Below are 24401 nucleotides of genomic sequence, written 5' to 3'. Positions count from 1 at the left end.
CATCAGAAAGCGCGCTGGTAAGGGATGATGCCCTGACGCAGCATTTCATTGGTGCCTAAGCCATAGTTAGAACTCAGACCACGTAGCTCAATGTTGAATGAGATTTGGTTGTCGTACTTACTGTCGTTGTTTTCCCAGCCGTTGATCTTGCGCTCGTAACCCAGACGAATGGCGTAGCAGCACGAGCTGTACTGCAGGCCTACCAGTTGTTCAGCCGGACGACTGTTGCGGGTATCGTAGTAATAACCGCCGACCAGTGACCAGGCATCAGCAATTGGCCAGCTCGCGGTCGCACCGACTTGTGAAATCCCGTTTTTGTAGATCGGGTTCGTCAGCAAGCTGGCGTTGTTCAACGCTTGTGCCACATATTCCGGGCTGCTGTAACGGTAGCTCAGCTGCACCATCCGATCCGCATCCTGACGGTATTCCAGGATAGCGTTGCCCTGGGCGACGTTATCGAGGCGGGTGTCATACTGCAGTCCGCCGCGTGCGCCCCAGCGATCGCTGATTTTCCAGTAGGTGTCACCCGCCCACACCAGGCTGCCGGTGTCATCATCATCATTTGTCTGGTTTACGCCGGTACGAGACGGGGTAAACGAGTAGATTTGACCTACAGAAACGTTAAAACGTTCAACCAGATCGTTATCATAAATTCGCGTGGTCACGCCGGTTGAGACTTCGTTAGCCGATGCGATGCGATCCAGGCCGCTATAAGTACGATCGCGGAACAGACCGGTGTAGTCGGTTTGCAGCAGAGTCGAGTCGTACGGATAGATATTGCTCTGGTTACGGTACGGGACATACAGGTACTGCACACGCGGTTCCAGCGTTTGCGTGTAACCCGGCTCCCAATCCATATCGCGGTCAAATATCAGACGGCCATCCACTTTGAACTGTGGCAGAGTGCGGTTGACGGAGCTATCTAATTGGTTACCGTTGCTGGAAATATTAGAGATTTCGTTATTGTTATAACGATCAATATTGTCCTGCTGATAGTGCGTTGCGAGGAATTTTGCTTCGGTATCCAGGCTGGCCCAGCCATTAGACAGCGGTAAGTTTAATGTTGGCTCAATGTGAAGACGCGTTGCTTCAGGCATTTTGCTATTCACGTTAGTGAATTTCACTGCCTGCGCGTAGATGTGGCCATCAAATGGTCCAATATCGTTCTGATAGGCGTTCAGGTCGAGCTGTGGCATGGCACGATAGACGTTAGTCGAATCTGTGTTACCAAATACCTGGAAATCTTTTGTCGACAGCGTGGCGTCCCAGTTGGTATCCGCGTAGCCAAAACTGAATTTCTGCGTCGCATAACCATCAGTGGAGTTGTAGTACTTCGAGTCGAGATCGTTGAAATAATACGGGTCGCTGACCTTGGTGTAGTTGGCGTTGAAGCGCCAGTGTTGCTCGTAAACGCCAGCATGCTGCCAGTAGAACAGCCAACGGTCAGAGTTATCATTTTCGGCGATGCCACGCACCGCTTTGTCGTTATCGTACTGCTTATCGGAAGGCAGATAATCCAGTTCCATCAAACCGGCACCAAACACGGTCAGATAGCGGAATTCGTTCTGCAATTGCAGACCACGTTTGCTCATGTAATGCGGCGTAATCGTGGCATCGGCCTGCGGCGCGATGTTCCAGTAATACGGCAGCATAAATTCGAAGCCGTTATTACTACCGTACTTGGCATTCGGGATCAGGAAACCGGAGCGACGGCGATCGCCAATCGGTAACTGCATATAAGGGCTGTAAAATACTGGCACATTGCCGAGTTTAAAGCGTGCGTTCCAAATCTCCGCCACTTCTTCCTGGCGGTCCTGGATCACTTCGGAACCGACGACGCTCCAGCTGTTGGAACCCGGTAAACAGGAGGTAAAGCTGCCGTTTTCCAGAATGGTATAACGGTTATTGCCGCGCAGTTTCATCTGATCGGCGACGCCACGGCCCTGACGGCCCACCATCTGGTAATCACCGTTCCACACGTTGGTGTCTTTGGTGTTCAGATTGGACCAGGCTTTCGGACCTTTCAGGATGACCTGGTTGTCGTCATAGTGCACATTACCCAGCGCATCCACGGTGCGCACTGGCGTTGTCTGTCCATCCTGCTGACGCTGATGCAGTTGCATTTCATCGGCACGTAAGCGGCTGTTGCCCTGCTGCACATCAACATTGCCCGTGAATACCGCATCATTCGGGTAGTTACCCTTGGCCGAGTCAGAGTTGATGGTGACAGGCAACGAATTGGTGTCGCCGCTGACCAGCGGACGGTTGTAGCTCGGCACGCCCAGCATACATTGCGACATCAGATCGTCGGCGAATGACTGCTGACTGTAGAGCGCTGCACCAATCATGGTTGCCAGCAGGGTGGGTATCTGTTTTTTCATACGCGGTTCGGGATTTCCATGAGAACGGGCATCATGCCGACAATCGGCTCAGAGACTAACTTACTGCCCGGCGTTGTGCCAGTGTTAATCCTTGTCTGATCGCGTTGCTGTTAGGCACTGAAGTAAATGAAAGGTATGATAATGCAATTTTCAGCCGCAAGCATGGCGAATTGAGGAGTTTATGCGCTACTGGGGAAAAGTTATTGGTCTGGCTCTCGGCTTACTTTCCGGAGCAGGCTTCTGGGGCATTGTACTGGGTCTGATCATTGGTCATATGTTTGACAAAGTGCGCAGCGTAAAAGGACAGGGCTATTTCGCCAATAATCAGGCGCGACAGACGCTGTTTTTCAGTACCACTTTTCAGGTGATGGGTCATTTGACCAAGTCAAAAGGGCGCGTCACCGAGGCAGATATCCAGATTGCCTCCTTATTTATGGATCGTATGCAACTGCATGGCGATGCCCGCACGGCAGCACAGCGCGCTTTCCGCGAAGGCAAACAAAGTGACTATCCGCTGCGTAATAAGTTACGTGAACTGCGCAGTGCCTGCTTTGGCCGTTTTGATCTGATTCGGATGTTTCTGGAAATTCAGATTCAGGCGGCATTTGCGGATGGTTCGCTGCATCCCAATGAACGCCAGGTGCTGTATGTGATTGCGGAAGAGCTGGGCATCTCGCGGGCACAGTTCGATCAGTTCCTGCGCATGATGGAAGGTGGGCAACAATTTGGTGGCGGTGGCTCCTCATATGGCGGTGCTTATCAACAGGCGAAACGCGGACCGACGCTGGATGATGCCTGTAGTGTGCTGGGTGTAAAAAGCAGTGACGACAGCACCACAATTAAACGAGCCTACCGCAAGCTGATGAGTGAGCACCATCCGGACAAACTGGTGGCGAAAGGGTTACCGCCAGAAATGATGGAGATGGCGAAGCAGAAGGCGCAAGAGATTCAGGCAGCTTACGATTTGATTCGTAAAGAGAAGGGATTTAAATAGTCTGAGACATTGAGCGTAAACTGAAAGGGTCGTCATTATTGACGGCCCTTTTTTATGACCTGCAGATTAAAAATCTGCTGGCTGCTTGAACGTCATGCTATTGCCAAACGCCGGATGGGTAATGGTTAATGACTCCGCGTGCAGTTGCAGACGCGACGCCATTGCCAGCGCTTCATCATGGGCATAAAAGCGGTCGCCCAAAATCGGGTGACCCAGCGCCAGTAGATGCACGCGCAGCTGATGCGAGCGCCCGGTAATCGGCTTGAGCAGCACACGGGCACTGTGGCTGGCTTCGTACTCCAGCACCTGATATTCCGTCTGCGCCGCTTTGCCGTTCTCGAAACACACCATTTGCTTAGGGCGATTGGGCCAGTCGCAAATCAGCGGCAGATCGATCAATCCTTCTTCCGCGGCTGGATGACCCCAAACGCGCGCCACATAGTACTTTGACGGCTCACGCTCGCGGAACTGCCGCTTCAACTCGCGCTCTGCGGCTTTATTCAGTGCCACCACGATCACCCCGCTGGTCGCCATATCCAGTCGATGCACCGATTCCGCCTGGGGGAAATCACGTTGAATACGCGTCATCACGCTATCTTTGTGCTCCTCCAGCCGGCCCGGCACCGACAACAACCCGCTTGGCTTGTTGACCACCATAATGTGCTCGTCCTGATACAGAATATGTAGCCAGGGTTCGAGCGGCGGATTGTAGGCTTCCATCAACATGTCGTAGTGGCCTTCAGCAATTATTGGTGCGTGACAACAATCAGACGCAGCGCGTCCAGACGCCAGCCCGCATCACCGAGGCTTGCCAGCACCTGTTCGCGATTGCTTTCCAGCGCTTCAACTTCATCATCGCGGATGTTGGGGTTGACCGCTCGCAGCGCTTCAAGACGTGACAACTCGGCACTCAGCTTCTCATCCGCCTCGACTTTCGCCGCTGCGATGATCGCCTGTGCTTCCGGAATCACCACTTTTTCGGCCTGCGTCAGAATCTCGTGCACTTCCTGCTGCACTGCGTTAACCAGTTTGCTACCGGTATGGCGATTCACGGCATTTAACTGGCGGTTAAAGCTTTCAAACTCCACTTTGCCTGCCAGGTTGTTGCCAGCACGATCCATCAGCAAACGCACCGGCGTTGGCGGCAGGAAGCGGGTGAGTTGCAGGCTTTTCGGTGCCTGCGCTTCAACCACATAGACCATCTCAACCAGCAGCGTACCCACCGGCAGCGCTTTGTTTTTCAACAGTGATAATGCACAGCTGCCGGTATCACCGGACAGGATCAAATCGAGACCATTACGGATCAGCGGATGTTCCCAGGTGATGAATTGGGTGTCTTCGCGCGATAGCGCCTGGTTGCGGTTGAAAGTCACGGTGCAGCCGTCTTCCGGCAAACCTGGGAAATCCGGCACCAGCATATGATCGGATGGCGTTAGCACGATCAGGCTGTCACTGCGATCTTCCTGATTGATACCGACGATATCGAACAGATTCAGTGCGAAGTTGACCAGATCAGTGTCGTTATCCTGTTCACCGATAGCGTTCGCCAGCGCTTGCGCCGCTTCGCCGCCGTTGGAGTTCAGCTCAAGCAAACGGTCACGACCCTGTTCCAACTGCGATTTCAGCGTGTCGTGCTGTTTGCGACTCTCTGCAATGAACTCGTCGAGCCCTTGCGGATTCTCTGGCGCGGCGAGGTATTCAATCAGCTTGCTGTATTCGCTGTCATAGATGGTGCGGCCAGTCGGGCAGGTATGTTCAAACGCATCCAGGCCTTCGTGATACCAGCGCAGCAGCACCGCCTGGGCGGTTTTTTCCAGCCACGGCACCAGAATCTGGATGTCGTGCATCTGGCCAATACGGTCAAGACGACCAATACGCTGTTCCAGCAGGTCCGGGTTAAACGGCAGGTCGAACATCACCAGGCGGCTGGCGAACTGGAAGTTGCGGCCTTCAGAACCGATCTCCGAGCACAGCAGCACCTGCGCACCTTCTTCTTCTGAAGCGAAAAATGCCGCAGCACGGTCACGCTCCAGAATGGATAATCCTTCATGGAACACCGCGGCACGAATACCTTCACGCTCACGCAGCACCTGTTCCAGTTGCAGCGCAGTGGCGGCCTGAGCGCAAATCACCAGCACTTTCTCTTTACGGTTGCTGGTCAGGTAGCCCATCAGCCATTCTACGCGTGGGTCGAAGTTCCACCAGGTACCGCTATCGCCTTCAAATTCCTGATAAATCTTTTCCGGATACAGCATGTCACGTGCGCGTTCTTCTGCGCTCTTACGCGTGCCCATAATGCCGGAAACTTTAATCGCGGTTTGATACTGCGCGGGCAGCGGCAAACGAATCTGGTGCAGTTCGCGTTTCGGGAAGCCCTTCACGCCGTTACGGGTGTTACGGAACAGCACGCGGCTGGTGCCGTGGCGATCCATCAACATCGAGACCAGCTCTTTGCGCGCATCTTCTTTGCCATCACGATCGCTGTTCGCCACCTGCAGCAGCGGCTCGATGTCCTGCTCGCCGATCAGGTCATTGATCAGGTTCATCTCTTCTTTGGTGATCGCCTGATCGGCCAGCAATGAGCTGACGGCATCAGCCACCGGGCGATAATTCTGCTGCTCAGCCACAAACTGGCTGAAGTCGTGGAAGCGGTTTGGATCGAGCAGACGTAAACGGGCAAAGTGACTTTCCAGGCCCAGCTGTTCCGGCGTTGCCGTCAGCAGCAATACGCCAGGCGTTTTTTCCGCCAGCTGTTCAATTACCTGATATTCACGGCTGGGTGCCTCTTCGCTCCAGGCCAGATGGTGAGCTTCATCGACCACCAGTAAATCCCAGTCGGCATCAGCGAGTAATTCCAAACGCTGCTTATTGCGACGCACGAAGTCTAGCGAGCAGATAATTAACTGCTCGGTTTCGAAGGCGTTATCACTGTCATGCTGGGCTTCGGTGTAGCGGTCGTCATCAAACAGGGCAAAGCGCAGGTTGAAGCGGCGCAACATCTCTACCAGCCACTGGTGCTGGAGCGTTTCCGGCACCACGATCAGTACGCGATCGGCACGACCAGCCAGCAGCTGTTGCTGAATGATCATCCCGGCTTCAATGGTTTTGCCCAGGCCCACTTCATCCGCCAGCAACACGCGTGGCGCATGACGGCGGCCGACATCATGGGCGATATGCAGCTGATGCGGAATCAGGTTGGTGCGCATGCCACGCAGACCGCTGATCGGCAGGCGATACTGCTCGCTCTGGTATTTACGCGCACGGAAGCGCAGGGAGAAACGGTCCATACGGTCGAGCTGACCGGCGAACAGGCGATCCTGAGGCTTACTGAATACCAGTTTGCTGTCCAGCATCACTTCGCGCATCACCACGCCGCTTTCTTCGGTGTCGAGACGCGTGCCGATGTAAGTCATTAATTCGTTATCGTTGCGGACTTCATCGACGCTCATCTGCCAACCTTCGTGGTTGGTGATGGTGTCGCCCGGATTGAAAATCACACGGGTGACGGGAGCATCATTACGGGCATACAGGCGGTTTTCGCCGGTTGCCGGGAACATCATGGTGATCATGCGGGTATCAATCGCCACCACCGTTCCTAATCCCAGTTCACTTTCCGTATCACTAATCCAGCGCTGACCCAGTGTAAAAACCATATATTTTTAGCTCGACTCTCTGACATGCCATAAAGAAGTTCACCTGCACTCAGGCAATACAACACCGCCAAACATGAGTTTGGTCAGGGTGTCTATGCGGTGAGAAACAGGAAGGGCGCTATGGTACTGGATGGCAGGGCATTCGTCACCTGTCAAAAAAGCCCCAGCTGCCCGGTGATAAGTGTAGCAAAGTCATCGCCAACGAAAGGTAAAATTCCATCTGCCACCGGTTGTAACTGCCTGGTGACGTAGTGATCGTAGTCGAGCGGCGTGGTGCGCGCTTCCAGCGGTTCCGGGCCAGCGGTCGCCATCACATAGCGTATGGACCCGCCATTTTGGTGCTGCAGCGGACGCTGTAATTTCCGATTTTGCTCATCGGCGAGGCGCGCGGCGCGCACATGGGGTGGCACGTTTTTTTCGTAATCTTTTAACGGGCGGCGCAGACGCTTTTTATAGACCAGTAATTCGTCCAGTTCGCCTGCCAGCAACTGGGCCACGGTCTCGCGGATATAATCCTGCCACGGTTCGCCACGGAAAATTCGGCCATACAGATTTTGCTGGAACTGCTGCGCCAGCGGCGTCCAGTCGGTGCGCACCGACTCCAGCCCTTTAAACACCAACCGCTCTGTTCCGTCGCTGCGAATCATCCCGGCGTAACGCTTTTTACTGCCCTGCTCGGCACCGCGAATGGTCGGCATCAGGAAGCGACTGAAATGGGTTTCGTACTCTAATTCCAGTGCGCTCTCTAGCCCGTAAGTCTGCTGCAGATGTTGCTGCCACCACGCATTGACCTGTTTAGCCAGACGATGACCAATGGCGGCGGCTTCTGCCTCGCTGTGCGCGCCTTTGAGCCAGACAAAGGTCGAGTCGGTATCGCCGTAGATCACATCGAAACCTTCCGCTCCAATCAGCTCGCGTGTTTGCTGCATGATGGCGTGGCCACGCAGGGTAATAGAAGACGCAAGACGTGGATCAAAGAAGCGACAGGCGCTGGTGCCAAGCACGCCGTAAAAGGCATTCATGATGATTTTCAGTGCCTGTGACAAAGGTTGATTGCCGTCGCGTTTCGCTGCTTCACGCCCTTGCCAAATCTGCTCCACAATCGCTGGCAGGCAATGGGTTTGGCGTGAGAAGCGCGCATGACGGAAGCCGGGCACGGAATCGGCATCGTCTGGATGCGCCAGCCCCTCCACCAGACCGACGGGATCGATCAGGAAGGTGCGAATAATGGAGGGATAAAGGCTTTTGTAATCGAGCACCAGCACCGAATCATACAGTCCGGGCCGTGAGTCCATCACATAACCGCCGGGGCTGGCTTCGGGGGCGACTTCACCGAGGTTAGGTGCCACGAAGCCTGCACGATGCATGCGCGGAATATAAAGATGACCAAAAGCCGCCACCGAACCGCCGTGACGATCGACCGCCAGGCCGTTCACCGTGGCGCGCTCCAGCAAAAATGGCATGATGGCGGTATGCTGGAAAATGCGCGTCACCAGCTCGCAATCTTTCAGGTTGTACTTCGCCAGCGCGGGTTTGTCATGGGCAAAGCGCCAGTTGATCTCTTCCATGCGCTGCCACGGGTTGTCGATGTCTTTTCCTTCGCCGAGGAGCTGGCGTGACACCGCCTCAAGACTGAAAGAGGGAAAATCCCAGAACGCCGATTTCAGCGCTTCAATGCCATCAATCACTAATCGTCCTGTGGCTTGTGCGAAGAATACCCCAGGTTTAAAACCGTGCTCACGCCACTCCAGCGCCTGGTTCTGGCGGCCCAGTCGCAGCGGGATGCCGTAGCGGTCGGCGTGTTTTTGCAGGACGCGCAGATCGAACTGCACCACGCTCCAGCCGATGATCACGTCAGGATCGTGGCGAGCGAACCAGGCATTGAGCTGCTCCAGCAGCTGCGGGCGGCTATCCACATAGATGAGATCGAAATCGAGCGTGCTGGCATCGCCATTGGGCGGACCCAGCATGTAAACCTGGCGCTGACCGCAGCCCTCCAGCCCGATGCAATACAGCTCACCGTGTTCCGTGGTTTCAATATCCAGCGAAACCCATCTTAGCTGCGGGCGATAATCTGGATGCGGTTTCAGACGAGCATTGACCACGCTATCGCCGCGCACCTCGCCGCTAAACCACACCGGTGCCGTGATGAAACGCTCCATCAAATAACGCTCTGGCGGGCGGATATCGGCTTCATACAGCGCGATGCCATTTTCCCGCAGCCGCTTTTCCAGGTTTTGCAGCTGGCGGTGGCTGCGGCAATAAAGACCAAACACCGGACGACGGCGGAAATCTTTCAGTTTGAGCGATTGCACACGGGTATGCCGCTCGCCTCGGATCAACGTTTCGGTTTGCTGGCGGAATTCTTCTGGAATGAAAGCCACGGACTCCTGTGCCGGTAGCACCAGCCGCTGTGGACCCTCATCAGTCGCCAGCCACAGCACCACTTCGCTGCCGGTTGGGGTATCTCGCCAGTGGCGGGTAAGCAGAAAACCTGCACGCGGTTCGGTCACGTTAACTCCGGGAAATGAATTGCCTGAAGTATATCATGGATGTTTATACAGTGCCTGCGTGTGGCGATAGTGTCAGCACTCTGTCAACATCGTTCTACAATTCTTGCCTTGACGGTTCGGCGCTGGCTCCGGACAATCCAGCCTCTATATTCCGCAGAGGATAGTTATGGAAGCCTGGATTCAACATCTGTTTTCGCAATCGCTGGAGTACGCGCTGATGGCCGTGGCGCTGGTGACCTTCCTTGAGTCGCTGGCGTTCGTGGGATTGCTGTTGCCAGGAACCGTATTAATGGCCAGTCTTGGGGCTCTGGTGGGCAGCGGACAAATTGGCCTTTATCCTGCCTGGGCGGCGGGTTTTGCCGGTTGCCTGATTGGCGACTGGGTCTCGTATGGCATCGGCTGGAAGTTCCAGGGGCCATTACACCGCTGGAAATATCTGAAAAAGTATCAGGGCCTGCTGGATAAAACCGAGCACGCGCTGCATGAACACAGCATGTTTACGATTTTGGTGGGGCGCTTCGTCGGCCCGACGCGGCCGTTGATTCCATTGGCGGCGGGCATGCTGGAGCTGCCGGTGCGCAAATTCCTGCCGCCCAATTTGATTGGCTGTATTCTCTGGCCCCCGGCTTATCTGATGCCGGGTATCCTCGCCGGTGTGGCGATTGATGTACCGCAGGCCGCGCAAGGCGGCAATTTTAAGTGGCTGCTGTTGCTGGTGGCGTTGCTGATGTGGATGGGCTGCTGGCTGATGTGGCGCTGGTGGCGCAGTGGTAAAACCACTGACTGGGCAACGAAATATCTGCCGCAGGCGCGCTTGCGCTGGCTGGCACCGCTGGCCGCTGTTATCGGCGTGGCCGCATTTATCGCCATTCAGTATCACCCGATGATGCCCATCTTCCGCCATCTGTTGTGGAAGGTGTTCTTCGCTTAAGGCCTTTTCACGCCAAGGATGGCAGCCGCTTCACTCTCTCCACTGATCAAGCTCGCCGTGCTGCCATCCCAATAAATCCGACCATCAACCACCACCAGACTGCGCGGCGCAATTTGCTGAGCGTCTTCCAGGCTATGCGACACCATCAGCAAAGTAATGTTGCGGCTTTCGCACACCGAACGCACCAGTTGCAGCATCTCACCGCGCAGCGCCGGATCGAGCGCAGAGAAGGGTTCATCCAGTAGCAGGATTGGCCGATCGCGCAACAGGCAGCGTGCTAAGGCTACACGCTGGCGTTGACCACCAGAAAGCTCCGCGGGCAAGCGGTTCAGCATCTCCGCTAATCCGGTCTGCTCAGCGATGGCGGCCAACTGTTGTTGCTGTTCCCGCGTCAGTTTCAAGCCCGGATGCAAACCTAACCCCATATTTTGCTGCACTGTCAGGTGCGGGAAGAGATTGTTCTCCTGGAACAGCATCGACACTGGCCGTGCAGAGGGCACGCTGCGCGTGTGATCGACGCCATTCATCATCAGGGTTCCCTGGCTCACTGGCAAAAAACCACCGATTAGACTGAGCAAGGTGCTTTTGCCTGCGCCGCTGGGACCAAGGATTGCCAGACGTTCACCCGCCTGGGCTTCAAAACGGAAGCGCATTGGCAGATGCTGGTAAAGGTAAGTGAGGTTATTCAGTGTCAGCATGGCGACCCGGCAGTTTTTCCATCAGGGTAAAGAGTAACAGGCACAGCAGTAACAGCAGCAGTGCCGTCACGGCACCGTCCGCGCCGCGGTAAGCGCCAATTTGCTGGAACAGATAGAATGGCAGCGTACGGAAATCGGCGCTGCCAAACAGGGCCACCACGCCGAAATCACCAATCGACAGTACGCAGGCAAACGCCAGCGCTTGCGCAATGGGCCGCTTCAGCGCGCGCAGTTCAATCAGTTTCAGGCGATGAATACCAGCAATGCCCAGTGAGGCGCAGAGCGGGCTGTAACGGGCGCTGATATCGCGCATCGGGTTCTCCAGCACTTTCATCGCATAGGGGATGGCAATCAGCGCATTGGTGAAGATCACTAAGCCATCGGCACGCTGCGGCAGGCCGATGGTGGCGGTGAACAGCAGGAAAAAGCCGCTGGCCAGCACGATGCCTGGCATCGCCAGAATCAGCATGCCGCTCAGTTCCATCGCCTGTGCCGCCATATTGCGCTGGCGCTGCCGTAGCTCACGGCTGCTCCATAGCAACATCATCGTCAGTACCACGCACAGCAATCCGGCGCCGATGGCGATGCGCAGTGAGGTGAAGGTCGCTTGCCATAACGCGGGTTGTTGCAGCGCACCTGCAACACCACCGCGCAAGCCATCAACGATCACCGCAGCGAGCGGCGGCAGTAACAGCAGTAGCGCACAGACAATCAGTAGCGTGTCGCCGATCCGGGCATGCCAGCTATCCTGGGGATCACGCCAGCCTCGAATATTTTGGCTGCCGGTGGGGATGGCTTTGCTGAAGCGCTGGCTTAACAGCACCAGCAGCAGACAACAGCCAAGCTGTAACAGTGCCAGCAGGGCTGCACGGCTGGGATCGTAATCAAAGCTCAGCGCCTGATAGATAGCCAGTTCCAGCGTGGTGGCGCGCGGTCCACCGCCCAGTGCCAGCACGGTGGCAAAGCTGGCGAAGCACAGCATAAAAATCAGTGCGGCGGTGGGCAGAATCTGGCGTCGCAGCCATGGCCACTCGACGAAACGAAACTGGTTCCACCCGCGTAAGCCAAGCTGGGCGGCTGACTGACGCTGCTCGCCGGGAATACTTTCCAGCGCCTGCAATAGCATGCGGGTGGCGAGCGGCAGATTGAAGAACACGTGTGCCAGCAGAATGCCCTGCAGGCCATAGGGTGAGAAGTGGTAGTCGAGTCCTGCTAAGGCGCAGAGTTGAGCCAGCCAGCCGCTGCGACCGTAGACACTGAGCAAGCCAAATACCGCAACCAAAACCGGCAAGACCAGCGTCATGGCGCACAGACGCAGCAGCAGCGTGCGCCCTGGAAAGCGACGGCGATACAGCGCGCGTGCCAGAAGAATTGATGGCAGCACCGAGAACAATGCGGACAGCAGCGCCTGCTCAAACGAAAACGCCAGCACGTGATGCAGATAGCTGTCAGTGAGCAAGGCGCGCCAGTCAGTGACGGGCGCGGCCAGCGTTAAGGCACCAAACGCCAGCAGTGCCACTGCGCACAATAGCAGCGCAACGGCACTTCCAGGAATTAACCAGGCTGGCATTAACGGCTAACGGCTTGTTGCCAGGTGCGAATCCAGTCAGCGCGATGATCGGCCACTTCGGCTGAGCGATATTGCAGCGCATTCGCCGGAACGGTCAGCGACTGATAACCCGCAGGCAGATCGCTTTTGATCACCGGATACATCCAGTTGCCAGTCGGAATGGTCTGCTGGAAGGCTGGCGACACCATAAATTGCATAAACTGCTGCGCCAGTTTCGGCTGTTTGCTGCTAGCGAGCTGAGCAGCCACTTCCACTTGCAGATAATGGCCTTCGCTAAACGGCGCAGCGGCGTAGTTATCTTTCTTCTCTTCAATGATGTGATAAGCGGGAGAGGTGGTGTAACTCAGCACCAGATCGCCTTCGCCTTTCAGGAACAGGCCATAGGCTTCGCTCCAGCCCTTGGTGACGGTGACCGTTTTCTGTGCCAGCTTCTGCCAGGCGTCAGGTGCTTTATCGCCATACACTTTTTGCATCCACAGCAGCAGGCCTAATCCCGGCGTGCTGGTGCGTGGATCTTCATAGATCACACGCAACTTTTCCGGGCTTTCGACCAGTTCTTTCAGGCTTTTCGGTGGGTTCTTCAGCTTGTTTTTATCGTAGACGAAGGCGAAGTAGCCGTAATCGAAGGGAACGAAGGTGTCGTTATGCCAGCTATCAGGCAGTTGCAATTTACTGGTGTCGACGGTGCTTTTCGCAAACAGGCCGGTTTTTTCGGCGGCTTGCACGAGGTTGTTATCGAGGCCCAGCACCACATCGGCTTTGCTGTTTTTGCCTTCCATCCGCACGCGGTTGAGCAGTGACACGCCATCTTCCAGCGCCACATAGTTCAGTTCGCAGCCGCACTCGGCTTCAAAGGCTTTTTTGACGGCAGGGCCGGGGCCCCACTCTGCAGAGAACGAGTCGTAGGTGTAAACAGTAAGAACAGGCTTGGCAGCTAACACCGGGGCAGAGACCAACAGCAACACGGGCAAGACTTTGTTTAACACTTTGCGCTCCTTGAGGAGAAGATAAAGTTGAGTCGCAAAGGATCTGAGTTATCGCTCATCTCAAATCCCTACGCCGGTATGAGCCGGATCAGGTTCGACGGGTTTCTCTCAGCCCGATACCAGGGCACCCCGTTGAGAACGGCTTATTTTAGACACTTCTGTGACAGCGCGAAAGTGTCACAGCTCCGGTGGTGCAAACCAGGCCGATTTAAAGTCAAACCAGCCGAGCGTGTTGAGCCGCACACCGCGCATACTGCGCTGGCCTTCCAGCATTAACCAGTGATGGAAGAGCGGATGAACAAAGTCGCTGTTCACCAACTGTTTGCTCCACTCGGCCAGAGGCAAGGCTTTCTGTCGCCACTGTTGTGCATCTGCGTGCCAGTCAATCGGAACGCAGTGATGCATGAGCGGCAATTCGTAGAGCTGCGCAAACAGTGCGTAGTCGAGCGGCAGAGTGAAGTTGACGCTGCCGAGCCAGATGTCACTCTCTCCTTCACCTTCGAACCATGCTTCATAACTCAGCTCGCGCGTGATCAGTTCGACACCCTGTTCAGCCAGCAACGGGCGCAGGGCGTTAGCAATACCTTCATGCTCAACATGATGGCTATACCAGCTGATGGTCAGTTGCGTTAGCCCATCAGGCTTTTCGGCCGGGGTGAGATCGCGGCGATGGTGCCAGCGCGGTAAGAAACCGTATGCCGGGAACCAGTAGCGCTGATAGCCCACACCCGCATGGTTGAGCAGGGCAATCGGATTGAGCAGATAGCTCACCCAGCGGCGAAAATGGGTATCCTTACCACGCTCTGAGCGCTGGTCGAACAGCAGGAAATAGCAGCCTTCTTCCAGACGGCTCTCTTCTGACTTCTCATCGGCGGTTTCCCCCTGCAGCTTCACGCCGGCATACACCAGCTCGTCGCTGATTTCCGGCAGCACCCAAATCGACACGTCATCAATCAGCGCGCGATAGCCAAAATAGTCATCAAAGGCGGCAATTTTCAGCTGCGTCTGCTGATTGCGTACCACACTGTAGGGGCCGGTGCCGATGGGTTGACGGGCAAAATGGCGCAACGTCGGCCACTCACGCGGCAGGATCATGGCGCTGACGCTGGCCAGCAGCCAGGGCAGCCAGTCATCAGGCTGCGTCAGATGAATATCCAGTGTCCAGGGCGCGGGAGAGTGCAGTTTATCGATATGTGAGAACAGCGGCTGACTGCGGACACGTTCCAGTGAGGCGATGATGTCTTCCATCTCCAGTTCGCGGCCGTGGTGGAAGCGAATCGCGGGTCGTAAAAAGAAACGCCAGTTGAGCGGGGAGGTTTGTTGCCAGTGGTGGGCGATATCCGCTTCGATTTCCCCCTTTTCCTCATTTATTCGCGTCAGGCCGTTAAAGATTTGTCGCGCCAGATGAGTTTCCGAACGACGCAGCGGCGAGCCGGGCAGCAGATTGGGCAGCGGGCGGTAATAGAGCACGCGCAGGATATGCTTGCCCTGGCGAAAACTACGCCCGAGGTGGGCCGCAATCATCTGCCGCACCTGATTCTTATCGCCCACCAGTTGCACCAACTGTTCGATGCGGTCCTGCTCCAGTAAATCTTCCGCGCGCTGTTGCTGCAGTGCTAAGCCGGTGTAATTGAAGCTCAGACTAGAACGCTTGCCGCGCCCGGCTTCTGCCTGCCAAATCAGCCAGCCCGCATCCTGCATGGCATTTAGCAGATTGCGCATATGGCGTCGCGAACAGTGCAGCCGTTCAGCCAGATCGCTTAAGGTGGTTTCCTGGTCCACTCCCTGGCAGCTTTGCCATAGGCGGATGAACTGCTGTTGCAGTCGCGCAGAGGACATAAAAGGGGAACTCCTTCTCAGAATCGCTCAGTTTTTCCTGCCCCATATTAGAGGCATACTGCCAGGTAATGGAAGAGCGGGAGGCATTCAGCAATGAATGGCGCTCTGCCAGCGGTTCCGCCGACGTGGAGCCTTTTCTGAGTAGGGTGCATTTCACCGCCAGCAGCGTTTTCTCTGCTGGCTTTTTTCGTTTTGCTGTGAAATCTTCTACCCTCTTTGTCTTAGCCTCATTTCTCCGCAAAGGGATTTCTGCATGAAATCGCTGTTAACGCGCCAGCGTCGTCTCAACCCGGTTTATCTCTCTTTTATGGCGGTGTCGTTTATGACCGGCGTCGCCGGTGCTCTACAGGCGCCCACGCTCAGTTTATTTTTGACGCGGGAAGTGCAGGTGCGACCGTTTTGGGTTGGGCTGTTTTTTACTATTAACGCGATTGCTGGGATCGTGATTAGCCTCCTAATGGCGAAGCGTTCGGACAATCGTGGCGATCGTCGCAATCTGATTCTATTTTGCTGCCTGATGGCGGTACTGAATGCGCTGCTGTTTGCCTTTAATCGCCATTACTGACGCTGATCAGCGTGGGGGTGTTGCTATCGGCACTGGCCAGCGTGGCAATACCGCAGATATTTGCGCTGGCACGGGAATATGCCGATCAGTCGGCGCGTGAAGTGGTGATGTTCAGCTCAGTGATGCGTGCGCAACTGTCGCTGGCGTGGGTGATTGGCCCGCCGCTGTCGTTCGCCTTAGCCCTCAATTATGGCTTCGTGACGCTGTTCTGCGTAGCGGCGGCGATCTTCGTGCTCAGTATGCTGTTGATTTGGCGTACTCTGCCATCGGTACCGCGCGTGGCCGCGACGCCAGAGCAGGTATTGACCCAGCTCAGCCCATGGAAAGATAGCCAGGTGCGGATGCTGTTTATCGCCTCCGTGGTGATGTGGGCGTGCAACACCATGTATATCATCGACATGCCGCTGTATATCAGCTCAACGCTGGGGCTGCCGGAAAAGTTGGCGGGATTATTGATGGGGACGGCGGCAGGGCTGGAGATTCCTATCATGCTGCTGGCTGGGCACTATGCCAAACGCTTTGGTAAGCGCAAGTTGGTGCTGTTAGCGCTAGTGGCGGCGATCCTGTTCTATCTCGGACTGGTGTTGTTCAAGTCGCGCACGGCATTGATGGTGCTGCAGCTGTTCAACGCGGCGTTTATCGGCATCGTCGCCGGGATTGGCATGTTGTGGTTTCAGGATCTCATGCCGGGACGCGCGGGCGCGGCGACCACGATGTTTACCACCTCGATATCCACCGGTTTGATTATTGCGGGATTGATACAGGGCACGCTGAGCGAGCGCTTTGGCCATGAATCGGTGTATTGGCTGGCATTAGCGATGGCGGTTGTGGCGCTGGGGCTGGCGTCGCGCGTGCGTGATGCCCAATGAATAAAAAGTCGCCAGCAAAGGCGACTTGGTAGGCATTCAGGGCGAATCTCTTCGGTACGCATTGAAGCGCACCGAAAAGGGCATTAACGTAGGAATGCTGGCTGAGTGGTCTCGTAGTTGGAGATGGACGCTTCGTGTTGAAGCGTCAAACCAATGCTGTCGAGACCGTTAATCATGCAGTGACGGCGGAAGCTGTCGATTTCAAAGCTGTAAGACTTATCACCCGCCGTGACGGTCTGCGCTTCCAGATCCACGGTAAAGGTCACGCCTGGCTGCGCGGCCACCAGTTTGAACATCTCATCCACTTCTTCATCGCTCAATTTCACCGGCAGCAACTGGTTGTTGAAGCTGTTGCCATAGAAAATATCCGCGAAGCTTGGTGCAATCACCACATGGAAACCGAAGTCGGTCAGCGCCCACGGTGCGTGCTCACGTGATGAGCCGCAGCCGAAGTTTTCACGCGCCAGCAAAATGCTGGTGCCTTTAAATTCCGGCTTGTTCAGCACGAAACCTGGGGTTGGCACGGTGCCCGCATCATCTTCAAAACGCCAGTCGTGGAACAGGTGCGCACCAAAACCGGTGCGCGTCACTTTTTGCAGGAACTGCTTTGGAATGATGGCATCGGTATCGACGTTTGCGGCATCCAGTGGCGCTACAATGCCAGTGTGTTGAGTAAATTTGTTCGCCATGGCTTAAGCTCCCTGAGTCAATTCACGAATGTCGGCAAAACGACCGGTTACTGCTGCCGCTGCAGCCATCGCCGGGCTCACTAAGTGAGTGCGACCGCCACGGCCCTGACGACCTTCAAAGTTACGGTTACTGGTGGAGGCACAACGCTCGCCTGGGTTCAGACGGTCATTGTTCATCGCCAGACACATGGAGCAACCCGGCAGACGCCATTCAAAACCCGCTTCCAGGAAGATTTTGTCCAGACCTTCGGCTTCGGCTTGTGCCTTCACTGGGCCTGAGCCAGGGACGACCATGGCAACAACGCCAGGTGCGACTTTACGGCCTTTAGCGATGGCTGCCGCTGCGCGCAAATCTTCAATTCGTGAGTTGGTGCAGGAGCCGATAAAGACTTTGTCGATAGCGACTTCAGTCAGTTTGATACCCGGCTGTAAATCCATGTACGCCAAGGCTTTCTCGGCAGAAGCACGCTCAACCGGATCGGCAAAGGACTGAGGATTTGGGATCGCCTGATCAACCGCCATCACCTGGCCTGGGTTGGTGCCCCAGGTCACCTGCGGAGCAATATCGGCCGCGTTCAAAGTGACAATGGTGTCAAATTTGGCATCGCTGTCGGACTTCATCGTACGCCAGTAAGCGACGGCTTCATCCCACTGCTCGCCTTTCGGTGCGAACTGTTTGTCTTTCAGGTAAGCGAAAGTGGTGTCATCCGGTGCGACCAGACCCGCTTTCGCACCCATTTCAATCGCCATGTTACACAGCGTCATACGGCCTTCCATGCTCAGCGCTTCAATCGCTGGGCCACAGAATTCGACAACGTGACCGGTACCGCCGGCGCTGCCGGTTTTACCGATAATCGCCAACACGATATCTTTGGCCGTAATGCCTGGTGCCGCTTCACCCAGCACTTCAATCTTCATGGTTTTGGCACGGCCCTGCTTCAGGGTCTGGGTGGCAAACACGTGTTCAACTTCGGAGGTACCGATACCGAATGCCAGCGAGCCGAATGCGCCGTGGGTTGCGGTATGGGAATCGCCGCAGACGATGGTCATGCCCGGCAGTGTCATCCCTTGTTCAGGTCCGATAACGTGCACGATGCCCTGGAACGGGTGATTCAGGTCATACAGCTGAATGCCGAACTCAGCACAGTTCTTGATCAGCTCCTGCATCTGAATACGCGCCATCTCACCCGACGCGTTAATGTCTTTGGTCTGGGTAGAAACGTTGTGGTCCATGGTGGCGAACGTCTTCGACGGCTGGCGCACTTTGCGGCCGTGCGCGCGCAGGCCATCGAAGGCCTGCGGTGACGTCACTTCATGGATCAGATGGCGATCGATGTACAATAACGGGGTTTCATTAGGTGCTTCGTGGACGACATGTGCATCAAATAACTTCTGGTATAAGCTTTTCATTTTATTATTTTTCCTCAGCGATAAAACCGGCAATGATGCTGCCCATTTCATCTGTGCTCACAGCTGGGCCGTTACCGGCTAAATCGCGGGTACGATGGCCCGCTTCCAGCGCACGGCTGACCGCACGCTCGATACTGTCTGCGGCTTCACCTGCATTCAGGCTAAAGCGCAACAGCAGAGACAACGAGAGAATCTGTGCAATCGGGTTGGCAATGTTCTGACCGGCGATATCTGGCGCAGAACCACCCGCAGGCTCATACAAACCGAAACCTTCTTCGTTCATGCTGGCAGAAGGCAGCATGCCCATGGAACCGGTGATCATTGCACATTCGTCTGACAGGATGTCACCGAACAGGTTAGAACAGAGCAGCACGTCAAACTGTGATGGATCTTTAATCAGCTGCATGGTGGCGTTATCGATGTACATGTGGCTCAGCTGCACATCCGGATAATCTTTTGCCACTTCGTTGACGATCTCACGCCACATCACAGAGGTTGCCAGCACGTTAGCTTTATCCACTGACGTCACTTTGTTACGACGCTTGCGTGCGGCTTCAAAGGCGTTGCGCGCAATACGCTCGATCTCGAAACGATGATACACCTCGGTATCAAATGCACGCTCATGCGGACCGCTACCTTCACGACCTTTTGGCTGACCGAAATAGATACCGCCGGTTAATTCACGCACGCACAGGATGTCGAAACCGCGTGCGGCGATGTCACTGCGCAGTGGGCAAAACGCTTCCAGACCTTTATATAAGGAAGCGGGGCGCAGATTGCTGAACAGCTTAAAGTGTTTACGCAGTGGCAACAGTGCGCCACGCTCTGGCTGACCCGCCGGCGGCAGGTGTTCCCATTTTGGACCACCAACAGAGCCGAACAGAATCGCATTGGCTTGCTCAGCACCGGCCACAGTAGCAGGCGGCAGCGGTTCACCGTGACGATCGATGGCGATACCGCCAACATCATATTCGCTGGTGGTGATACGCATGTCGAAGCGTGCGCGAATCGCATCGAGAACTTTGATGGCCTGCGCCATCACTTCCGGGCCGATTCCGTCGCCTGGCATTACCGCAATATGATAAGACTGAGTCATAGTTACACCGTTTCCTTCTGATCTTTAAATTTACGCTGCAATTCTTTTTCTACCTGTTTGGCGCGCCAGATGTTGTTCAGGGCGTTCACCATAGCCTTGGCAGAAGATTCGACGATATCGGTCGCCAGGCCAACGCCATGGAATTTACGACCGTTGTAGTTCACCACGATATCAACCTGACCCAGCGCGTTCTCGCCGTGGCCTTTCGCCGTCAACTTGTAGTTCACCAGCTCGGCTTCAAAGCCGGTGATGCGATTGATGGCCTGATACACGGCATCCACCGGGCCGTTACCGGTCGCGGCATCGGCTTTGGTCTCTTCGCCACAGCCCAACTGCACAGACGCGGTAGCAGTCACGCTGGAACCGGTCTGCACATTGAATTCGTTCAGTTGGAAATACTCTGGCTCTTCATTCTGTTTGTTGATGAAGGCCAGCGCTTCCAGGTCGTAATCAAATACCTGGCCTTTCTTATCGGCCAGTTTCAGGAAGGCATCGTACAAAGCATCAACGTTGTAGTCGGAGTCTTTGTAGCCCATCTCTTCCATGCGATGTTTTACCGCAGCGCGGCCTGAACGTGAGGTCAGGTTTAACTGGATTTTATGCAGGCCGATGGATTCCGGAGTCAGGATTTCGTAGTTCTCGCGGTTCTTCAACACGCCATCCTGATGGATACCGGAAGAGTGGGCGAAAGCACCGGTGCCGACGATCGCTTTGTTGGCCGGAATCGGCATGTTGCAGATTTGGCTGATCAACTGGCTGGTGCGGTAGATTTCCTGATGATGAATATTGGTGTGCAGATTCATGATCTGCTGACGGGTTTTAATCGTCATGATCACTTCTTCCAGCGCACAGTTACCGGCACGTTCACCCAGGCCATTGATGGTGCCTTCAACCTGACGTGCACCCGCTAACACCGCTGCTACGGCATTGCCGGTTGCCATGCCTAAATCATCATGGGTGTGAACGGACAAAATGGCTTTATCGATGTTCGGTACGCGTTCGCGCAGCTGGCTGAAGATGTTGGCGTACTCGTGCGGTAAGGTGTAGCCGACCGTATCCGGGATGTTGATGGTGGTCGCGCCGGCGTTAATCGCGGCTTCTACCACGCGGCACAGATCGTCAATCGGTGTACGACCGCCGTCTTCGCAAGAGAACTCAACGTCATCGGTGTAGTTGCGGGCACGTTTAATCGAGGCTACCGCGCGGTCAATCACATCAGGCAACGTACTGCGCAATTTGGTGGCGATATGCATTGGCGAAGTGGCGAGGAAAGTATGAATGCGGAATGCTTCAGCCACACGCAAGGCCTCGTAGGCGGCATCAATATCCTTATCCACGCAGCGAGCCAGGGCGGCAACGCGGCTGTTTTTCACCGAGCGCGCGATGGTCTGCACCGATTCGAAATCGCCAGGCGAAGAGATAGGGAAACCGACTTCCATTACATCCACGCCCATACGCTCCAGCGCCAGGGCGATCTGCAGTTTTTCTTTAACACTCAGGCTGGCCTGTAATGCCTGCTCGCCGTCGCGCAGAGTGGTATCGAAAATAATAACTTGCTGGCTCATGGTCATCTTCCTTTTGCTTTAACTCAACTTCGCCGGTGTAACGAGCATAAAAAAACCCGCGCATCGGCGCGGGTTCTTTAAACTTCTTCAGGTTCGAATCAGTGATTGATTCCACCCACAAGTCTACCGCGCAAACTGAATGCGTTTAGTAGTAGACCGAGTAGGCGGAAAGAATGAAACATGAATCAAACCTCGTAAATTTTGTGCTGCACATATTGATACTGGGATTGCTGCGGGAAGTCAACCCTAAGTGAAAGGGTATTTCTTTTGTAGGTTAAGGGTGATCTGCTGCGAATATCCCGCTATACAGAGCTTTGGCATTAATTAGCGGCATGCATAATGGCTTAAACAGCCTAAAAAATTTTTTATAAAAGTGAATTAATTTTAATGCATTGAATTTAATGGGTTTATCTGGGTTTTCGGTACAATCATAAAAACAAGATTTGGCGGGTTGCTTAGCACAATGTCATGCAAGAAGCGGATTTTAAAGTTAATCACGCCAGAAAGTAATATTCAGGAAAAATTGTGGGCTAACCGGCCAGGCAATATGAAAATCATATTTCTTAGAACACGCTGCAAATAATCATGAAACCAGCATTTTCATCTGTGGTTGTGGGATGGCATTAGTTTAATCCTCGCGAGCGATTATCACGTGTCAGTGCCTTTTGTGCCGAAATAAGCCTGTCGCAGCGTCCTGTCGTTTGCAGGCCGGGTTTTCTGCGGTTATGGTAATCGACCTACTCTTAAAAGAATCAACTCAAGTAGATTCCCTGTACCTGGAAGGCAGAAATGAATTCTGTCATCTGAGCATAAACATAAGGTTTTGATCTTAACTGGCGAATACGGGGCTGGGTGCCAGTGGCGCAGGGGCAATGCGCGTCACGGGATCCGGTTCCTCAAGCCTGGAGGCAGAAAATGGAGATGTTGTCAGGAGCCGAAATGGTCGTCCGTTCGTTAATCGATCAGGGCGTTAAGCAGGTATTCGGCTATCCGGGCGGAGCAGTGCTCGACATTTACGATGCGCTGCAAACGGTCGGTGGTATTGACCACGTATTAGTGCGTCACGAGCAAGGCGCAGTGCATATGGCTGATGGTCTGGCACGCGCGACCGGCGAAGTCGGCGTGGTGCTGGTCACCTCAGGTCCAGGCGCAACCAATGCCATTACCGGTATTGCGACGGCCTACATGGATTCGATTCCGATGGTGATTCTGTCGGGTCAGGTGCCGTCTTCACTGATCGGCTACGATGCGTTCCAGGAGTGCGACATGGTCGGGATTTCCCGTCCGGTGGTCAAACACAGCTTCCTGGTGAAAAACGCCGAAGAGATCCCAACCGTGCTGAAAAAAGCCTTCTGGCTGGCAGCAAGCGGCCGCCCAGGCCCGGTGGTGATCGACCTGCCAAAAGACATTCTTAATCCAGCGAACAAACTGCCGTACGTCTATCCTGAGTCGGTCAGCATGCGCTCTTATAACCCGACGATTCAGGGGCATAAAGGACAGATTAAGCGTGCACTGCAAACGCTGCTGGCCGCGCATAAGCCGGTGATTTATGCCGGTGGCGGTGCGATTATGTCAGGCTGTGAGGCGGAGCTGCTGCAGTTAGCTGAACAGCTGAATATTCCGGTCACCATGTCACTGATGGGCCTCGGCGTGTTCCCTGGCACGCATCGCCAGAGTGTAGGCATGCTGGGCATGCACGGTACTTACGAAGCCAACATGACCATGCACAATGCCGATTTGATTTTCGGCATTGGTGTGCGCTTCGATGATCGTACCACTAACAACCTGGCTAAATATTGCCCGAACGCCACCATCATGCATATCGACGTCGATCCGACCTCGATTTCCAAAACCGTCAGCGCCGATATCCCCATTGTGGGTGATGCGAAGCAGACGCTGTCGCAGATGCTGGAACTGCTGGCGCAAAGCGATGCGAAGCAAGAGCTGGATAGCCTGCGCGACTGGTGGCAGACCATTGATGGCTGGCGTAGCCGTAAGTGTCTGGAATTTGATCGCACCAGCGACAAGATCAAACCGCAAGCGGTTATCGAAACCATTTGGCGTCTGACTAAGGGGGATGCGTACGTTACCTCTGACGTCGGTCAGCATCAGATGTTCGCCGCGCTCTATTATCAGTTTGATAAGCCGCGTCGCTGGATCAACTCCGGTGGCCTTGGCACCATGGGCTTCGGCTTACCGGCTGCACTGGGCGTGAAAATGGCGCTGCCGGATGAAACCGTCATCTGCGTGACCGGTGATGGCAGTATTCAGATGAACATCCAGGAACTGTCGACTGCGCTGCAGTACGATTTGCCTGTGCTGGTACTGAACCTCAACAACGGTTTCCTCGGTATGGTGAAACAGTGGCAGGATATGATTTATTCCGGCCGCCACTCGCAATCCTACATGCAATCTCTGCCTGACTTTGTGCGTTTAGCCGAAGCCTACGGACACGTGGGTATTTCCATCGCGCACCCCGCTGAGCTAGAAGAGAAGCTGCAGCTGGCATTGGATACCCTGGCGAAAGGGCGTCTGGTGTTTGTTGATGTGAATATCGACGGCAGCGAGCACGTTTACCCGATGCAGATTCGCGGTGGTTCGATGGATGAGATGTGGCTGAGCAAAACGGAGAGGACTTAATT

General features: G+C 55.1%; 16 protein-coding genes, 1 pseudogene and 1 riboswitch. Of the genes and pseudogenes, 4 read left to right on the top strand and 13 right to left on the bottom strand.

Annotated features, from left to right (window positions below):
- Positions 1-2: 2 nt before the first annotated feature.
- Complete coding sequence (gene lptD, locus LH22_RS18490; protein ID WP_038649118.1) at positions 3-2381, bottom strand: LPS assembly protein LptD; 2379 nt, start codon at positions 2379-2381, stop codon at positions 3-5.
- 181 nt (positions 2382-2562) lie between these two features.
- Here lptD and djlA point away from each other — a divergent pair, with 181 nt between their 5' ends.
- Positions 2563-3375 (top strand): co-chaperone DjlA, encoded by an 813-nt coding sequence (djlA, locus tag LH22_RS18485; RefSeq protein ID WP_034826068.1) that lies wholly within the window; start codon positions 2563-2565, stop codon positions 3373-3375.
- 66 nt (positions 3376-3441) lie between these two features.
- Here djlA and rluA read toward each other — a convergent pair whose 3' ends face one another.
- From rluA to polB, 3 genes are all read right to left on the bottom strand, one after another.
- Positions 3442-4101 (bottom strand): bifunctional tRNA pseudouridine(32) synthase/23S rRNA pseudouridine(746) synthase RluA, encoded by a 660-nt coding sequence (rluA, locus tag LH22_RS18480; RefSeq protein ID WP_038649115.1) that lies wholly within the window; start codon positions 4099-4101, stop codon positions 3442-3444.
- A gap of 20 nt (positions 4102-4121) precedes the next feature.
- Entirely contained in the window at positions 4122-7028 is a 2907-nt protein-coding gene (gene rapA / locus LH22_RS18475; RefSeq protein WP_038649113.1) for an RNA polymerase-associated protein RapA, read from the bottom strand.
- Between the two features lie 152 nt (positions 7029-7180).
- Complete coding sequence (polB, locus tag LH22_RS18470) at positions 7181-9541, bottom strand: DNA polymerase II (protein ID WP_038649109.1); 2361 nt, start codon at positions 9539-9541, stop codon at positions 7181-7183.
- 166 nt (positions 9542-9707) lie between these two features.
- On the opposite strand from polB, the gene LH22_RS18465 reads away from it, so the two are divergent.
- Positions 9708-10472: a DedA family protein gene (locus LH22_RS18465; protein ID WP_038649105.1), complete on the top strand. Its 765-nt coding sequence runs from the start codon at positions 9708-9710 to the stop codon at positions 10470-10472.
- Here the strand turns inward: LH22_RS18465 and thiQ are convergent.
- The 4 genes from thiQ to sgrR all read right to left on the bottom strand — a co-directional run bounded on the left by thiQ (position 10469) and on the right by sgrR (position 15565).
- A complete protein-coding gene (thiQ, locus tag LH22_RS18460) occupies positions 10469-11170 on the bottom strand; it encodes a thiamine ABC transporter ATP-binding protein ThiQ (protein ID WP_038649103.1) in 702 nt (233 codons plus the stop codon). The genes LH22_RS18465 and thiQ overlap by 4 nt on opposite strands.
- Positions 11154-12740 (bottom strand): thiamine/thiamine pyrophosphate ABC transporter permease ThiP, encoded by a 1587-nt coding sequence (thiP, locus tag LH22_RS18455; protein ID WP_038649100.1) that lies wholly within the window; start codon positions 12738-12740, stop codon positions 11154-11156. Before thiP ends, thiQ begins: the two co-directional genes overlap by 17 nt.
- Complete coding sequence (thiB, locus tag LH22_RS18450) at positions 12740-13726, bottom strand: thiamine ABC transporter substrate binding subunit (protein WP_038649098.1); 987 nt, start codon at positions 13724-13726, stop codon at positions 12740-12742. Before thiB ends, thiP begins: the two co-directional genes overlap by 1 nt.
- Before the next feature lie 47 nt (positions 13727-13773).
- Positions 13774-13868: riboswitch (TPP riboswitch) on the bottom strand.
- A 35-nt stretch (positions 13869-13903) separates the two neighbouring features.
- Positions 13904-15565 carry an HTH-type transcriptional regulator SgrR gene (sgrR, locus tag LH22_RS18445; RefSeq protein WP_038649095.1) on the bottom strand — a complete coding sequence of 554 codons (1662 nt, stop codon included), beginning with the start codon at positions 15563-15565 and terminating at the stop codon, positions 13904-13906.
- 253 nt (positions 15566-15818) lie between these two features.
- Between sgrR and LH22_RS18435 the strand changes: the two are divergent.
- A pseudogene (locus LH22_RS18435) lies at positions 15819-16999 on the top strand (MFS transporter).
- Positions 17000-17082: 83 nt separating this feature from the next.
- Here LH22_RS18435 and leuD read toward each other — a convergent pair.
- The 5 genes from leuD to leuL all read right to left on the bottom strand — a co-directional run bounded on the left by leuD (position 17083) and on the right by leuL (position 21941).
- The gene (gene leuD / locus LH22_RS18430) at positions 17083-17688 is read right to left on the bottom strand and encodes a 3-isopropylmalate dehydratase small subunit (RefSeq protein ID WP_038649091.1); all 606 of its coding nucleotides are present in this window, start codon (positions 17686-17688) and stop codon (positions 17083-17085) included.
- Between the two features lie 3 nt (positions 17689-17691).
- The gene (leuC, locus tag LH22_RS18425) at positions 17692-19098 is read right to left on the bottom strand and encodes a 3-isopropylmalate dehydratase large subunit (RefSeq protein WP_034826009.1); all 1407 of its coding nucleotides are present in this window, start codon (positions 19096-19098) and stop codon (positions 17692-17694) included.
- 4 nt (positions 19099-19102) lie between these two features.
- Positions 19103-20194, bottom strand: a complete 1092-nt coding sequence (leuB, locus tag LH22_RS18420) for a 3-isopropylmalate dehydrogenase (RefSeq protein WP_038649089.1) — start codon at positions 20192-20194, stop codon at positions 19103-19105.
- A gap of 2 nt (positions 20195-20196) precedes the next feature.
- Entirely contained in the window at positions 20197-21759 is a 1563-nt protein-coding gene (leuA, locus tag LH22_RS18415) for a 2-isopropylmalate synthase (RefSeq protein WP_038649086.1), read from the bottom strand.
- Positions 21760-21857: 98 nt separating this feature from the next.
- Positions 21858-21941 carry a leu operon leader peptide gene (gene leuL / locus LH22_RS21055; RefSeq protein WP_101749442.1) on the bottom strand — a complete coding sequence of 28 codons (84 nt, stop codon included), beginning with the start codon at positions 21939-21941 and terminating at the stop codon, positions 21858-21860.
- Positions 21942-22674: 733 nt separating this feature from the next.
- On the opposite strand from leuL, the gene ilvI reads away from it, so the two are divergent.
- Positions 22675-24399 (top strand): acetolactate synthase 3 large subunit, encoded by a 1725-nt coding sequence (gene ilvI, locus LH22_RS18410; RefSeq protein WP_034825999.1) that lies wholly within the window; start codon positions 22675-22677, stop codon positions 24397-24399.
- Positions 24400-24401 lie beyond the last annotated feature (2 nt).

This window comes from Pantoea rwandensis (assembly GCF_000759475.1).
GTDB classification, from domain to species: domain Bacteria; phylum Pseudomonadota; class Gammaproteobacteria; order Enterobacterales; family Enterobacteriaceae; genus Pantoea; species Pantoea rwandensis_B.
The sequence above is the reverse complement of the archived record's forward strand: the minus strand, read 5'-3'. Positions and strand labels throughout refer to the sequence as shown.

Bases quoted from the DNA above. Each gene is read 5' to 3' on its own strand.
- djlA (WP_034826068.1), top strand. From the start codon at position 2,563: ATGCGCTACTGGGGAAAAGTTATTGGTCTGGCTCTCGGCTTACTTTCC.
- rluA (WP_038649115.1), bottom strand. From the start codon at position 4,101: ATGTTGATGGAAGCCTACAATCCGCCGCTCGAACCCTGGCTACATATT.
- ilvI (WP_034825999.1), top strand. From the start codon at position 22,675: ATGGAGATGTTGTCAGGAGCCGAAATGGTCGTCCGTTCGTTAATCGAT.
- rapA (WP_038649113.1), bottom strand. From the start codon at position 7,028: ATGGTTTTTACACTGGGTCAGCGCTGGATTAGTGATACGGAAAGTGAA.
- leuC (WP_034826009.1), bottom strand. From the start codon at position 19,098: ATGAAAAGCTTATACCAGAAGTTATTTGATGCACATGTCGTCCACGAA.
- lptD (WP_038649118.1), bottom strand. From the start codon at position 2,381: ATGAAAAAACAGATACCCACCCTGCTGGCAACCATGATTGGTGCAGCG.
- thiQ (WP_038649103.1), bottom strand. From the start codon at position 11,170: ATGCTGACACTGAATAACCTCACTTACCTTTACCAGCATCTGCCAATG.
- leuB (WP_038649089.1), bottom strand. From the start codon at position 20,194: ATGACTCAGTCTTATCATATTGCGGTAATGCCAGGCGACGGAATCGGC.
- thiP (WP_038649100.1), bottom strand. From the start codon at position 12,740: ATGCCAGCCTGGTTAATTCCTGGAAGTGCCGTTGCGCTGCTATTGTGC.
- leuL (WP_101749442.1), bottom strand. From the start codon at position 21,941: ATGTTTCATTCTTTCCGCCTACTCGGTCTACTACTAAACGCATTCAGT.
- LH22_RS18465 (WP_038649105.1), top strand. From the start codon at position 9,708: ATGGAAGCCTGGATTCAACATCTGTTTTCGCAATCGCTGGAGTACGCG.
- sgrR (WP_038649095.1), bottom strand. From the start codon at position 15,565: ATGTCCTCTGCGCGACTGCAACAGCAGTTCATCCGCCTATGGCAAAGC.
- leuA (WP_038649086.1), bottom strand. From the start codon at position 21,759: ATGAGCCAGCAAGTTATTATTTTCGATACCACTCTGCGCGACGGCGAG.
- leuD (WP_038649091.1), bottom strand. From the start codon at position 17,688: ATGGCGAACAAATTTACTCAACACACTGGCATTGTAGCGCCACTGGAT.